14 protein-coding genes are annotated in these 13192 nt (G+C 45.5%); 8 read left to right on the top strand and 6 right to left on the bottom strand.

Features of this window, described 5'->3' with window-relative positions; all coding sequences use genetic code 11:
* Nucleotides 1-105: 105 nt before the first annotated feature.
* Nucleotides 106-675, bottom strand: coding sequence for a DNA-3-methyladenine glycosylase I (locus OA79_RS10610; RefSeq protein WP_063333216.1), 570 nt, complete (start codon nt 673-675; stop codon nt 106-108).
* 93 nt (nt 676-768) lie between these two features.
* Between OA79_RS10610 and OA79_RS10605 the strand changes: the two genes are divergently transcribed.
* The 6 genes from OA79_RS10605 to OA79_RS10580 all read left to right on the top strand — a co-directional run bounded on the left by OA79_RS10605 (nt 769) and on the right by OA79_RS10580 (nt 6168).
* Nucleotides 769-1392, top strand: coding sequence for an NUDIX domain-containing protein (locus OA79_RS10605; protein WP_063333215.1), 624 nt, complete (start codon nt 769-771; stop codon nt 1390-1392).
* Entirely contained in the window at nt 1389-2366 is a 978-nt protein-coding gene (locus tag OA79_RS10600) for an acetyltransferase (protein WP_231908855.1), read from the top strand. The genes OA79_RS10605 and OA79_RS10600 overlap by 4 nt, the downstream gene beginning before the upstream one ends.
* 5 nt (nt 2367-2371) lie before the next feature.
* Nucleotides 2372-2848, top strand: coding sequence for a DUF1249 domain-containing protein (locus tag OA79_RS10595; RefSeq protein WP_063333214.1), 477 nt, complete (start codon nt 2372-2374; stop codon nt 2846-2848).
* 24 nt (nt 2849-2872) lie between these two features.
* On the top strand, nt 2873-3454 hold the full coding sequence (locus tag OA79_RS10590) for a YqiA/YcfP family alpha/beta fold hydrolase (protein ID WP_063333213.1): 582 nt from the start codon (nt 2873-2875) through the stop codon (nt 3452-3454).
* A gap of 131 nt (nt 3455-3585) precedes the next feature.
* A complete protein-coding gene (gene parE / locus OA79_RS10585) occupies nt 3586-5484 on the top strand; it encodes a DNA topoisomerase IV subunit B (RefSeq protein ID WP_063333309.1) in 1899 nt (632 codons plus the stop codon).
* A 69-nt stretch (nt 5485-5553) separates the two neighbouring features.
* Nucleotides 5554-6168: a UPF0149 family protein gene (locus OA79_RS10580; protein ID WP_063333212.1), complete on the top strand. Its 615-nt coding sequence runs from the start codon at nt 5554-5556 to the stop codon at nt 6166-6168.
* 85 nt (nt 6169-6253) lie between these two features.
* Here OA79_RS10580 and OA79_RS10575 read toward each other — a convergent pair whose 3' ends face one another.
* A complete protein-coding gene (locus tag OA79_RS10575; protein WP_063333211.1) occupies nt 6254-7450 on the bottom strand; it encodes an amino acid aminotransferase in 1197 nt (398 codons plus the stop codon).
* Between the two features lie 156 nt (nt 7451-7606).
* On the opposite strand from OA79_RS10575, the gene OA79_RS10570 reads away from it, so the two are divergent.
* A complete protein-coding gene (locus OA79_RS10570) occupies nt 7607-8803 on the top strand; it encodes a methyltransferase (protein WP_063333210.1) in 1197 nt (398 codons plus the stop codon).
* 99 nt (nt 8804-8902) lie between these two features.
* Complete coding sequence (locus tag OA79_RS10565; protein ID WP_063333209.1) at nt 8903-10168, top strand: MFS transporter; 1266 nt, start codon at nt 8903-8905, stop codon at nt 10166-10168.
* 51 nt (nt 10169-10219) lie between these two features.
* Here the strand turns inward: OA79_RS10565 and OA79_RS10560 are convergent, their stop codons facing one another.
* The 4 genes from OA79_RS10560 to OA79_RS10545 form a co-directional block, all read right to left on the bottom strand.
* Nucleotides 10220-10693 (bottom strand): Lrp/AsnC family transcriptional regulator, encoded by a 474-nt coding sequence (locus OA79_RS10560; RefSeq protein ID WP_063333208.1) that lies wholly within the window; start codon nt 10691-10693, stop codon nt 10220-10222.
* Between the two features lie 242 nt (nt 10694-10935).
* On the bottom strand, nt 10936-12003 hold the full coding sequence (gene purK, locus OA79_RS10555) for a 5-(carboxyamino)imidazole ribonucleotide synthase (protein ID WP_063333207.1): 1068 nt from the start codon (nt 12001-12003) through the stop codon (nt 10936-10938).
* A gap of 3 nt (nt 12004-12006) precedes the next feature.
* A complete protein-coding gene (gene purE, locus OA79_RS10550) occupies nt 12007-12498 on the bottom strand; it encodes a 5-(carboxyamino)imidazole ribonucleotide mutase (protein WP_063333206.1) in 492 nt (163 codons plus the stop codon).
* 216 nt (nt 12499-12714) lie between these two features.
* A complete protein-coding gene (locus tag OA79_RS10545) occupies nt 12715-13149 on the bottom strand; it encodes a methylglyoxal synthase (protein WP_063333205.1) in 435 nt (144 codons plus the stop codon).
* Nucleotides 13150-13192: the final 43 nt, after the last annotated feature.

The raw sequence follows: 13192 nt of genomic DNA, 5'->3' as shown, positions 1-13192 counted from the left end.
CTAGTGTGATGGAAACATTAATTAAATCAAGCGTCTGTTGATGACTTATTTGCTTTAGGAAGGTGTGAACAAGCCCTCCTGTCTCAGCATGTGGATAAAAGGCTGTTATTCGCACCTTCCTTTACGTGCAGCGCAACTCATAACATGATCATTGACCATGCCTGTTGCCTGCATGAAGGCGTAACAGGTCGTTGCGCCTAAAAACTTGAACCCTCGCTTTTTTAAGTCTTTTGAAAAACGTGTGGAAAGTTCCGTTAAGGCTGGAACGTCTTGCAGTGTTTGGGGGTGGTTATCAATGACTTTATGATCAGAAAACGCCCAGAAATAGTCGCTAAAAGAACCGAATTCGTCGACTATTTTTAAAAAGGCTTGCGCATTGTTAATGGTCGCTTCGATCTTCGCTCGGTGACGGACAATGCTTTCATCTTGCAATAAGCGAGTGACGTCTTGTTCTGTCATTTTGGCCACTTCATGGGGGTTAAAATCATGAAAAGCGGCGCGATAACCTTCTCTTTTTCGCAAAATGGTAATCCAGCTTAGACCTGCTTGAGCGCTTTCGAGTACAATACATTCAAACAGGCTATGGTCATCGTAGATTGGAATTCCCCATTCAGTATCGTGATAATGAATGTACTCAGGAGATCCTAAACACCAGCTGCAGCGTAGGTTATCCATTGATGTGCTCCTTAAACAGGGATAATTGATCTGTCGTAAAACACCATAATACAAACAGCCAGCCATTAGTAGGATCGGATAGGACAATCGAGTATGAAGTTTACGCCAAGTTATCGTCGCGAAGATGTTGAAGTGTTAAAGGACGAATGCGTTTACAAAGGCTTCTTTGAAATGCGCAAACTCACGCTAAGACACAGGAAGTTTAATGGTGATTGGAGTCAACCAATGACCAGAGAAATGATGGTTCGAGACGATGCGGTATGTGTTTTGTTGTTTGATCCAAAAGCCGACAAAGTTTTATTAATAGAGCAGTTTCGTCCTGCGGTATTAAGAAATTCTTCTCCTTGGTTGTTGGAGTTGGTGGCTGGTATGGTGGAAGAAGGTGAGCAGGATGAAGACGTTGCGCGCCGTGAGGCGATGGAAGAAGCGGGAGTCGAAGTAAAGCGGCTTGAATATATGTTTAAGTTTGTGCCGTCACCAGGCGGGCTGGTGGAATATCTGCGGATGTATGCAGGGGAGTTTGATGCGAGTTTGGTGGATGTGACACGCACACACGGTTTAGATGATGAAAATGAAGACATTAAGTTGCATCTGATGACGTCACAGGAAGCCATTGATTTGTTACGTCAAGACATAGAAAACGCCAGTACCATCATGGGGTTGCAATGGTTTGCTTTGAATAAAACTGAGCTGGTTAAAAAGTGGCAAGCGGCATGAGCATGACGATGATAAAAGACAATTTAAAGGACTTAAGAAAGCAACCCATGCTTGAACCCGTGGTTGGCTTGACGTCATTTCTATTCATGTGTGTGAATGTGTGTTTTTGGTCTCTATTGGCTCACTTAGTCGCGCCCTTGTTGTTAGGGAAGGAAAAGCATAAAGCGTTAGCGGAAGATTGTTTTGATCGTTTGTTTAACGGTTGGGTGAGTGGTAATGAATGGTGGTTGAACAATGTTCTGGGTGTGCAATGGGACCTAGATGACAACATGGTCAGCGACTTTAACGGTTGGAGTTTAATGATTTCTAACCACAGATCTTGGGTGGATGTGTACATCATTCTGGCGCAAATCCAAGGCAAACGTCCGTTACCAAGGGTCTTTATGAAGCAAGCCTTGTTTTGGATGCCATTCGTTGGGACCGCCACTTATATAATGGGTTTTCCTTACATGAAACGTTACAGTAAGGAAACCTTAGCGAAAAAGCCGCATCTGATTGGAAAAGATTTGGAAACCACGCGACGCTCTTGTGAACGTCTGTTAAATCGCCCTAATTCGATTCTAACCTTTGTGGAAGGGACGCGTTTTACTCAACAAAAGCATCAAGCTCAAGGTTGTGAATATACCCATTTACTTAAGCCAAAAGCGGGTGGTGTGGGCTTTATTTTGCAAACCATGCCAAACAGAATTACCCGTATTACGGATATCAATGTCTTGTATGATCAGGCTAACATTTCCGGTTGGGATGTATTGTGTGGCCGCTTGAGTAAAGCGAAAGTAATGACCCGTGAAGTCGCTTTACCTGAACGCTTTTTAACGCCCGAGTTTCGCCCTGCCGACAAGGACCGAGAGGTGTTTTTTGAGTGGTTTAACCTATACTGGCACGATAAAGATGTCAGAATGGGCTATCAGCTAGAGGCATTAGTAACGAAAGACATGAATACGGATAAATCAATTTCTGAAGGAAATACTTAACTCGAATGACAGAAGTGATGAAAAAAGCAAACAAGCAATATGTCCCAGATTTGGTTAGCTTACAGCTGCTCGGCGAGTTGAATTATCGCCGTATTGGCCGGGTTATGCGTGGCCAAGAGGAGGCAGTGGAATGGCATTTTTCAATTCATTCGAACGGTGATCAAGAAAGTCGCTTGCGTCTTACTTTGGGACAGGAAAGTAAATTTACCTCAGAAATGGCGTTAGAGTTTGGTCCACAAACCCAAAATACGCTATTGTTTGAAACCTCATTATCTCTCACTATTCGTTTATATCATGATGTGGGCATAGCGGAAATTACTGACGGCCATCGACAGTACAGCGGGGTTTATCCTTATCCAAATGATGCTATGTTGCATCGAGATGAAAAATTTCGTCTGAATCAACAACTGGCGGATTTGTTAGAGCTTTGTTTGAAACATGGTCATAGGCTAAATAATCCTTTACCTTTCCAATTTGCCTAACCCTTATTTGTTTAGGAGAGCTAAGTGGCCGTTCTAATCTACATTCATGGTTTTAACAGCTCAGAGCATTCCCATAAAGCCAATGTCTTAAAGCAAGCCGCGCACGCCTTTCATATGGAGCAGGCTTTTATTTCCCCTCGCTTGTCCTGGCAACCTAAAGTGGCCATACAGCAACTTGAAGCATTGATCGAGGCTAATCTATCTCAAGGTGTCACCTTAATTGGCAGCTCTTTGGGCGGTTTTTATGCCACCTATTTGACGGAAAAGTATGGCATTAACAGCATTTTGGTGAATCCTGCCATGCAAGCGCCGGTTCTACTAAAAGACTATTTAGGTCCCCAACGAAACCCCTATACACATGATGAATATGAGTTGACCAATGAACACATGGGGGAATTAGAGGCGCTAGTGGTGACCGCACCAACATCGCACCATTATTGGTTAATGGTGCAAGAAGGTGATGAAGTATTGGACTACCGAGCGGCATTACACGCCTTTCCTAGTGTGGCGAAATTGACGCACGAAAAAGGTGGCGATCATAGCTTCACTGATTTTCAGCGTTTCAGCACTGAAATTTTTAGATTTGCTGAAATAATGACCAACTAAGATCATGCTTTTATTGGACTATTTTAAACTTTGTAGAAGCAATGATAGACTCACAGAAGATTGTTATTAAGTTTGAATGCCGATACAGATAACCTGTGTTTGGTATCGTTTGATTGGAAGAAAAAACTCGCATGTCAGCAAAAGAATATAACGCCGGATCGATCGAGGTTCTCAGCGGATTAGAACCAGTACAGAAACGTCCAGGAATGTACACGGACACGACTCGCCCAAACCACCTTGGGCAAGAAGTCATCGATAACTCAGTGGATGAAGCGTTAGCAAAGCATGCCGATCGAATTGAGGTCATCTTATATAAAGATGGCTCATTGAGTGTAGAAGACAATGGCCGTGGTATGCCTGTGGACATTCACCCAGAAGAAGGCGTCTCAGGGGTCGAGTTGATTCTGACCAAGCTGCATGCTGGTGGTAAATTCTCTGGTGACAATTACCAATTTTCAGGTGGTCTCCACGGTGTGGGGGTGTCTGTGGTGAATGCCTTGTCGACCTCATTAGAAGTGTGGGTCAAGCGTAATGGCATTCAATACCATATTGGCTTTGAGAATGGTTTTAAAACCTCTGAGTTAAAAGAAATCGGTACCGTTGGTAAGAAAAATACGGGGACTAAGGTCAAGTTCAGTGCCGATCCAAAGTACTTTGACAGTCCGAAATTCTCTCTATCTCGATTAAAACACTTGTTAAAAGCCAAAGCGGTTCTGTGTTCCGGGTTGCATGTGGTCTTTATTGATCAGAGTGGTAGCGAAGAAGAGCGAGAAGAGTGGTTCTTCCAAGAAGGCTTGAATGATTACCTGGCGTCTGCGAATGAAGGCTTTGTTTTATTGCCAGAGCGACCATTTGTCGGCGGTCTGACTGAGAAAACACAGGGCGTAGATTGGGCGGTACAGTGGCTGCCCGAAGGCGGCGAGTTGGTGACAGAGAGTTATGTTAACTTAATTCCAACGGCACAAGGTGGTACCCATGTGAATGGTTTACGTACCGGCTTATTGGATGCGATCCGTGAGTTTTGTGACTTTCATAGCTTGTTACCCCGCGGCATCAAATTAACGGCCGAAGATGTGTGGGATCGTTGTAGTTACGTTTTATCCGCCAAGCTACAAGAGCCGCAGTTTTCAGGTCAAACCAAAGAAAGGTTGTCGTCTCGTCAAATTGTGCCTTTCATTTCCGCGACGGTGAAAGACGCCTTTAGTTTATGGTTAAACAAGCACGTAGAAGACGGTAAAAAAATCGCTGAGTTAGTGATTAATAGTGCTCAAAAACGATTGAAAGCCAGTAAAAAAGTGGTTCGTAAAAAGGTCACTCAAGGCCCAGCCTTACCTGGCAAACTAGCGGACTGTGCGGGTCAAGACTCCACTCGAAGTGAACTCTTCTTAGTGGAAGGGGATTCGGCGGGTGGTTCCGCTAAGCAAGCCCGAGAAAAAGATTTTCAAGCCATTTTGCCGTTGCGTGGTAAGATCTTGAACTCTTGGGAAGTCGATTCTGGTCAAGTGTTGGCCTCACAAGAAATTCATGATATTTCTGTCGCATTAGGCGTGGATCCAAGTGATGATGATCTGAGTGGCTTGCGTTATGGCAAGGTCTGTATTCTGGCCGACGCGGACTCGGATGGTTTGCACATTGCCACTTTGATTTGCGCCTTGTTTGTTCGTCATTTCCCCGCTCTCGTAAATCATGGTCATGTGTTTGTGGCCATGCCGCCTTTGTACCGTATTGATGTTGGCAAAGAAGTTCACTATGCATTAGATGACGAAGAGAAAGACATCATCCTGCATAAGATTGCCGCAGAGAACAAACGCAGTACACCCAATGTACAGCGATTCAAAGGTTTGGGGGAGATGAATCCTTCGCAGTTACGTGAAACCACCATGGCGCCAGATACGCGTCGCTTAATCCAATTAACCATGGAAGATAAGTTGGATACTGACGAATTACTCGATAAGTTGTTATCTAAGAAGCGAGCAGGAGACCGTAAGAATTGGTTGGAAACTTACGGAAACTTAGCCATTGTCGATTAGTAAAAAACCTTTCGTCTTGAGTAAGGCGAGCTAAACTTAGAGTATCGTCCAATGAATTGGAATAAGTGAATGTCTGAAGAAATAGATGATGAAATTATCAGTGAAGAAGTGTTGTACGAAAGAATCGATCACTACTTACTGAAATTTGGCACAGACAGATCGCTGCTTTGTGTGTCAGAGCTGGATGGATTTCTCACGGCATTAGGTTGTTCAGCCAAAGAGCTAGAGCCCGATTTGTGGTTGAATGCCATTTGGGGGGCGGATGAAGATCAGCCTGTTTGGGAGTCTGCTGAGGAAGAAGATGAGTTCCTCAGTTTAGTGTTGATCATGTATATGGAAGCGATGAACAGTCTGCTGTTCGGTGAGTTCAGTCCAGTGTATCTGGAACAAGAATACGAAGGCGAATCTAAAATACTCGTGGAAGAATGGTGTGCTGGCTTTGTGCGCGGCGCAAAATTACTTGGCGTTGGTATCGGTGGTGATCGCGATTTCTTTGATGAGGCTCTCGCGCCAGTGAGATTGTTTGGCACGGATGCGGGCATCGCCAAACTGAATAAAATGATGGAACAAGAAGTGAGCTTCTGGCGAGAAATGATCGAGCCTTCCGTGCAGCGCTTGATTCAACATTATCACCCTGAAATGCAGGTGGGTGAAAATGCCTCGGACACCCGTATTTTGCATTGATGGTTACAGCTTAATGAATCAAAAAAAGCGGAGCAACTTACTATTGCTCCGCTTTTTTATGCTTTCTACCTAATCTTGATTGGCTTTAACCAACGACTTCGGCAATGCTTTCGCATAAGTAATCGATGTTGTCATCGCTAACGCCTGCTACGCTCATACGGCCTGTATCGGCAATGTAAATCGAAAACTCGCTGCGTAGGCGACGTACTTGCTCTAGGGTCAAACCGGAGTAAGAGAACATACCGCGCTGGTCTTTAATAAAACTAAAGTCTTTACTAACCCCTGATTTTGCCAGTTTGGTGACGAGCTTTTCGCGCAAGCCATTGATACGGTTTCGCATCTCTGTCACTTCTTGTTCCCATTCTGTTTTCAGTTCAGGGTGACTCATGATGGTGTAAACCACGGCCGCACCATGGGCTGGTGGCATAGAGTAGTTAGCTCGAATGGCTTGACCTACGATAGAGAACGCCGCATCGGCTTCTGAAGAAGTCGTGGCGATCACGCTTAGGCCGCCGCAACGCTCGCGATAAATGCCGAAGTTTTTCGAGAAAGAGTTCGCAATCAGCATGTTATCCACGTTGGCTGCCATATGGCGTAGGCCTGCTAAGTCTTCATCCAAACCGTCCCCGAAGCCTTGGTAAGCGGCATCGACCAATGGCAATAAACCACGACGCTTAACGAAATCGGTAATGACTTTCCATTGTTCTAATTGCAAATCAATCCCTGTTGGGTTGTGACAGCAAGCGTGTAATAACAACACGTCACCTGCTTTGGCTTCGGTTTCCAGCTTGGTCATCATATCGTCAAAGCGCAGACCATTTGTTGTTGGATCGTAATATGGGTATGGCGTCACTTCCACACCTGCCGAGTTAAAGATGGATTCGTGATTTCCCCAGGTAGGATCGCTTACCCAAAGGCGAGCGTCAGGCAGATTGGCGCTGATGAAATCCGCAGCCACTTTTAACGCGCCAGTGCCACCTGGTGTTTGGGTGGAACGAATACGGCCAGAGGTGATTAGAGGGTTGTTGTCGCCCAAGATAAGATTTTGAATAATGGCTTCAAATTCAGCCGCACCATAAATGCCTAAGTAACTTTTAGACTCTTCTTGCTCAAGCAAAATGGCTTCCGCTTTTTTCACACTATTTAAAATAGGTGTTTTACCGTTATCGTCTTTATAGACACCGACGCCAAGGTCTATTTTGTTTGGATTGGTGTCTTTTTGGTGGGCGATGATGAGGGCTAAAAGTGGATCGCCAGGTACGACTTGAAGATGCTTAAACATGATTTAATTGGAGTCCTTGTGTGTATTTTTCGTTGTAATAAACAATACGTCATTCTGCCGTATTTATGGCAAAATACAATGCAATCAAAAGGGAAATTCCACACTCACTGTCAAGAAATCAAGACACTTTAATCGGTCGCGTAAACACGTCAACATATGAGTCATCTTCAAACTCGTTTTAAAGCCATAGATCAGTGGTTGCATCAACATAAAGCGCTGTGGCAATTCGACAGTTTTGCCTGTCTAACCTTGCCTTGGCTTCAGGCTTACCCTGCTTTAGCCAGTTGGCTAAAGGCTCAACAAAAAGTGACACCGGATGATGCTAAGCAGCTTGCAGAGATGGTTGATTTACTGCCCAGTTTGGCGTCAGGATTGGCTTGGCAACAGCCTACCTTAGCGGTTGAAACGGTCAGACAAACTTTTGCTCAAGCCCCCGCTTATCTTTCAACAGGCATTAAAGGGCGTAAATGGTTGCAGATTGACGCCTTCGCGGCCCGCACACCACTAGTTGATCATTATACGGAGTGGTGCGCAGGCAAAGGCCATCTTGGTAAATATCTGGCGTATCAAGGGAATAAGCAGGTGATCAGTGTTGAGTGGCAACAGAGCTTATGTGACGCAGGCCAACAAAAAGCGCAGCAGCTTGCTCTTAAGCAAAGTTTTGACTGTGTGGACGTGCTGAAAAACACTTCTGTGGTGTCGTTAGAATCGACTCAAGCGGTAGTGGCATTGCATGCCTGTGGCGATTTGCACAGAGTATTGCTGGAGCAAGTTAGTCATCATAACATACCGCATGTCTGTATTGCCCCTTGTTGCTATCATCTTACCCAAGCGGACACCTACCACCCTTTATCCATGACTGCCGGTCAGTCCAGGCTGACTTTACGCAAAGCCGACCTGAAACTGGCGGTAAAACAGGTGGCGACGGCTGGTGCCAGAGAGCAGAGATTGCAAAGGCAAGAACTCACCTACCGTTTAGGGTTCGATCTTTGGCAGCGTCACGTGCGACAAACAGACCAATATCTTGCTGTACCTTCTATCCAAAAAGGCTTGTTAAGTCAGGGCTTTGTCGGATTTTGTCATTGGGCTGCTGAACAAAAGCAACTGACACATCTAATCTCTCAACATCCGTTTGAGGATTTTCAACACGCCGCACAATCGCGCTATCAAGAACTGCAAAAGCAACAAGCCATTAGCCAATTATTCCGTCCTGCCTTGGAATATTGGCTGATATTAGACCGTGCTATTTACTTACAAGAGCAGGGTTATCAAGTGGACATAGGCGCTTTCTGTGATGTGTCGTTAACGCCAAGAAACTGGATGATTCGGGCGGAGTTTAAGGCTGGCGTTTAGTGCTTATCGCTGCGGTCTGTTTTCCTCTCAATTGTTTCGCCTTATGGTTTTGCAGGCATGCTATGCTATTGAGATGATGGTAGGAAATTGGGGTTGTGGATGTCGCAAGTAAGTGCGAAGCAGGATAGTTTGTCTAAGTCGAAACAAAATGAGTCAGACAGTGTGAAAAAGCTGGTTTGGTCACAGTTATTGATCAATCTTGGTGATGCTTTAATCAATCCTAAGGTGACCTTGCCGTGGATTTTACAAGGTGTTGGCGTGCCAGTGTATTTGCTGGGCTGGCTGGTGCCGATTCGTGAATCCGGTTCTTTATTGCCGCAATTGCTGATGGCCAGTTACATTCGTCGAGTGGCATTACGAAAATGGCTTTGGGTGACGGGGAGTGTGTTACAAGCCTTGTGTGTGGTGTTGATTGGTGTGGTTGCTCTGTTGTTGGAAGGTGCCACCGCGGGGTGGTGTGTGATTGTGCTAATGGTGGTGTTCAGTTTAGCGCGCGGGTTGAATTCCATTACCTCTAAGGATGTCTTAGGTAAAACCATTTCTAAAGGTCGGCGTGGCCGAGTATCGGGTTGGGCTGCCAGTGCCGCTGGTCTGATCACATTGGGTGTGGCGTTAACAATGGTGTTCAGTGGTTATTTTGAACTGGAAGGTAATACGGTTTTTTACGCCACTAGTTTGATTATTGGTGCTTTAGTCTGGTGTTTTGCCGCCATGGTATATGCTCTGATTGATGAGCCTAGGAGTGACGTTGATCAAACTCCTGTGCGTTTTTGGCAATTGTTGGCCAGCCTTTCTCTACTGAAAACCAATGCGTCGTTTCGAACCTTTGTTATCGCTCGTTCGCTATTGCTGTGTACTGCTCTGAGTGCTCCCTATTATGTGTTGATTGCTCAGCAGCATTTGGGCAACGGCTTATGGGTATTAGGGGCGTTTATGGCGGCGAGCGGTTTAGCGTCTTTACTTTCTTCGCCCTTCTGGGGGCGTTTTTCAGACTATTCTAGCCGTCAGGTTATGATGTTTTCTACCTTGCTTGGTGTGTTAGCGGGTGTGATGTTATTCGTTGTCATGTGGTTGTTTCCTGATTTTTCGGGGATGGTTTGGTTTATGCCTACCTTGTACTTTATTTTGTGTGTGGCTCATCAGGGCGTGCGTATTGGACGTAAAACGTATCTAGTGGATTTGGCGGAAGGAAATGATAGAACGGAGTACGTGGCGGTTAGTAACACTGTGATCGGCATCATGTTATTGGTGATGAGTGTTTTTGGTCTTTTAACCAATTTAATTTCATTACCAGCTTTGGTGCTGGTGTTTTCTTTGTTGGCATTGATGGGGGTTTTGGTCGTGGTTCGTTTACCAGAGGCTTAGTGTAAGAGTGATGCGACTCTTACACATTGAACTTCTTTTATGGTGCAGCCACTAGTTCGGTAAGGGAATGGATGGGGCGTTTTTAATGCGGTTCAGTACCAGTGTGGACGTTAGGTTGCGTACGCTCGGTAAGGCTGAAATGGATTCATTAAGAAAATCGGAAAGCGAAGGTAAGTCCTCACTAATCACTCTGAGCCAATAGTCAGCATCGCCACTGACGGAATAGCATTCTAGTACTTTCGGCATGGCCGCAATGGCTTCTTTAAAATGATGGTCGGCTTCTTTATTGCCCTTGTCTAGGGTGATGTTCACAAAGGCCGTGACATGATAACCCAGTTCTGTGGCATTGAGTTGTGTAAAGTAAGCCTCGATTAAGTTGCTTTGTTCTAGCCTTTGTAGACGTCTTGAACATTGGGAAGGGGAAAGGTTGACCTGCTCAGACAGTGCCACATTGGTGAGTCGGGCATTTTCTTGTAAGGCACGCAATAGCCGCCAATCATAGCAATCAAGTTCAATATGGTTCATTCAAGGTTCCTTATCAGCATCGTAGCGTGCTGTTTTTTTATTAGTGCTGCCTTTTTTGTGCTGAATGAGCTTCAGTCGGAAGGCTTAATTCGTACTTTTAGAATAAGGAGTTTTGAAAACATAACAAGATATAATCTTCATTATTTGCAAATTTCTAGACATTTTTTTGCAAGATTGGACGGTTTGATAACGTGAAGAGTAAATAACATGCCACAGAGGGTGCAGCATGTTATGGAAGAGGGTTAGTCGGTGGGTAAATTTTTATTCAGCCAGTCTAGTGCCTCAGGGTAAGGGGCAGGTAATGATAAGCTTTGTAGAGCATTTTGAAGAACGCTAAGCTGGTTTGAGCAAAAGTTAAGATGGCCGACTTTGCGACCTGGACGTACTTCTTTTTGGTACCAGTACAGCTCAAGCCCTTGAATGTTTAGCCATTGGTAATCCACCGGCACGCCTATTAGGTTCACCATCATGCTTTGACCTTTGATTTCTGCCGGTGACAAAGGCAGTCCACTCACGGCGCGAACATGGTTTTCAAATTGACTGACACTGGCGCCTGCTTGTGTCCAGTGTCCACTGTTGTGAACACGTGGGGCCAATTCATTGATCAGCAACTCGTCACCAACGCGGAAGCATTCCATTGCCATTACACCTACGTAGTCTAGTGCGTCCATCAGTTTACCTAGCATTGCTTCGGCTTTACTTTGCAATGGTGCGAGACGTTCTAGGGGAGAAATGGACGCGTACAGAATGCCATTAATATGCAGGTTTAGGGTAAGTGGGTAAAAGTGTGTTTCACCATTGGCGCCACGTACACCGACGATTGACACTTCTTCGTCAAAGTTAATGGCTTGTTCGGCAATGGCTTGGCCTTTCCAATCGTCCGGGATTTCTGTCCCTTCTGCTTGCTTTAACCAGTACTGACCTTTGCCGTCATAGCCACCACGACGGCGTTTCATAAGAACACGTTCGCCAAGAGTTTGGTGGGCATAATCCGCATTGCTGTCGTCTTCTACCGGAAACCAAGGTGCCGTCGCCAGCTCGAGCTTATCAATCCATTGCTTTTGCGTTAGACGATCAGCCAACTGTGGAAAGGTCGACAGATTCACGAAATTAGCGTGAGAGGCAAGTTGCTTAGTCGCATCGGTTTGTGGCCAGTCTTCGCGCTCTGCCGTGACAATGTCGTCGGCTTGCAAAGGTAAGGTGTCATGGCTTTCAATATCCACTGGACGAATGTCTAAGCCTAATGGTGTGCCAGCGTGTTTTAGCATGGCGCCAAGTTGACCTGCGCCAAGTACCCACAATACAGACATGGCTTACACCTCTCTTGGATCAGGGTTCGCCAAAACCGTATTGGTTTGTTGTTGGCGGAACGTCTTAATGCGCTCAGCCAACTCAGGATTTGACGTGGCTAGAATCTGACATGCCAAGAGCCCTGCATTAAACGCCCCCGCGGTACCAATCGCTAAGGTACCGACCGCAACACCCTTAGGCATTTGGGCAATGGAAAGTAGACTGTCCATACCGTTTAACGCTTTACTTTGAACCGGTACACCTAAGACAGGTAAGTGTGTGTGTGCTGCGACCATACCAGGTAAATGTGCGGCACCACCAGCACCACCAATGATGACTTTAAAGCCTTTATCGGCGGCACTTTCAGAAAATTCTGCAAGCTTGACAGGGGTTCGGTGAGCGGAAACGACTTCGACATGATAAGACACGCCTAAAGCATCCATAATTTCAGTAGCGCCTTCCATTGTGGCCCAATCACTTTTCGATCCCATGATTAATGCGACTTCAGCTTGCAAAATATCTCTCCTGTTTTTGAACCAACGTGGTGTTGAGGGGTAACGGATGACGTCGGTAATGAGGTTTAACGCAGTTTTTTACGTTTTTTTGTAGCCTACACAGAAAAACGCTGCGAATTTAGGGCGCTAATATAGCTGATTTTGGGCAAAACAGCGAGTCTTCCCCGGCTTTTGTTGTGAAAGTGATGTGACATGATTAGAAATAAAAAGAGCGACTTAAAGTCGCTCTTTTAGGTATCGCTCATAATCTGGTATTTGTCGTTCAAATTCATTACTGAATAGGGGCGAAGACACCAAAAAGTTAGCCGATGATACACTACAGGCGATGGGAATATTCCATACCGCTGCAACACGTAATAAGGCTTTGATGTCTGGATCGTGAGGCATGGGCTCGAAAGGATCCCAGAAAAAAATTAATACATCAATTTTGCCTTCCGCGATCATACCACCCAGTTGTTGGTCACCGCCTAATGGGCCGCTAATTAAAGCCTCAATCTTAACGCCTAACTCTTTGTGCAATAGGTTGCCAGTGGTGCCTGTCGCATAGAGCTGGTGCCCGATTAGTTTATCTTTATGGGTGCGAGCCCATTTTATGAGCTCGCTTTTCATATTGTCATGGGCCACCAAAGCAATGCGCTTCTGAGCGGCCATTGTGACTATTTTTGTGTGCAATAGACAATCCTCAAATGGTTAG

The organism is Marinomonas sp. TW1 (assembly GCF_001625355.1).
GTDB lineage: Bacteria > Pseudomonadota > Gammaproteobacteria > Pseudomonadales > Marinomonadaceae > Marinomonas.
Note: the sequence above shows the minus strand (reverse complement) of the source record. Positions and strands in the feature narration are given on the sequence as shown.

Coding starts and splice junctions, on each gene's coding strand:
- OA79_RS10610 (WP_063333216.1), bottom strand. CDS start 675: ATGGATAACCTACGCTGCAGCTGGTGTTTAGGATCTCCTGAGTACATT.
- OA79_RS10605 (WP_063333215.1), top strand. CDS start 769: ATGAAGTTTACGCCAAGTTATCGTCGCGAAGATGTTGAAGTGTTAAAG.
- OA79_RS10600 (WP_231908855.1), top strand. CDS start 1,389: ATGAGCATGACGATGATAAAAGACAATTTAAAGGACTTAAGAAAGCAA.
- OA79_RS10595 (WP_063333214.1), top strand. CDS start 2,372: ATGACAGAAGTGATGAAAAAAGCAAACAAGCAATATGTCCCAGATTTG.
- parE (WP_063333309.1), top strand. CDS start 3,586: ATGTCAGCAAAAGAATATAACGCCGGATCGATCGAGGTTCTCAGCGGA.
- OA79_RS10580 (WP_063333212.1), top strand. CDS start 5,554: ATGTCTGAAGAAATAGATGATGAAATTATCAGTGAAGAAGTGTTGTAC.
- OA79_RS10575 (WP_063333211.1), bottom strand. CDS start 7,450: ATGTTTAAGCATCTTCAAGTCGTACCTGGCGATCCACTTTTAGCCCTC.
- OA79_RS10570 (WP_063333210.1), top strand. CDS start 7,607: ATGAGTCATCTTCAAACTCGTTTTAAAGCCATAGATCAGTGGTTGCAT.
- OA79_RS10565 (WP_063333209.1), top strand. CDS start 8,903: ATGTCGCAAGTAAGTGCGAAGCAGGATAGTTTGTCTAAGTCGAAACAA.
- OA79_RS10560 (WP_063333208.1), bottom strand. CDS start 10,693: ATGAACCATATTGAACTTGATTGCTATGATTGGCGGCTATTGCGTGCC.
- purK (WP_063333207.1), bottom strand. CDS start 12,003: ATGTCTGTATTGTGGGTACTTGGCGCAGGTCAACTTGGCGCCATGCTA.
- OA79_RS10545 (WP_063333205.1), bottom strand. CDS start 13,149: ATGGCCGCTCAGAAGCGCATTGCTTTGGTGGCCCATGACAATATGAAA.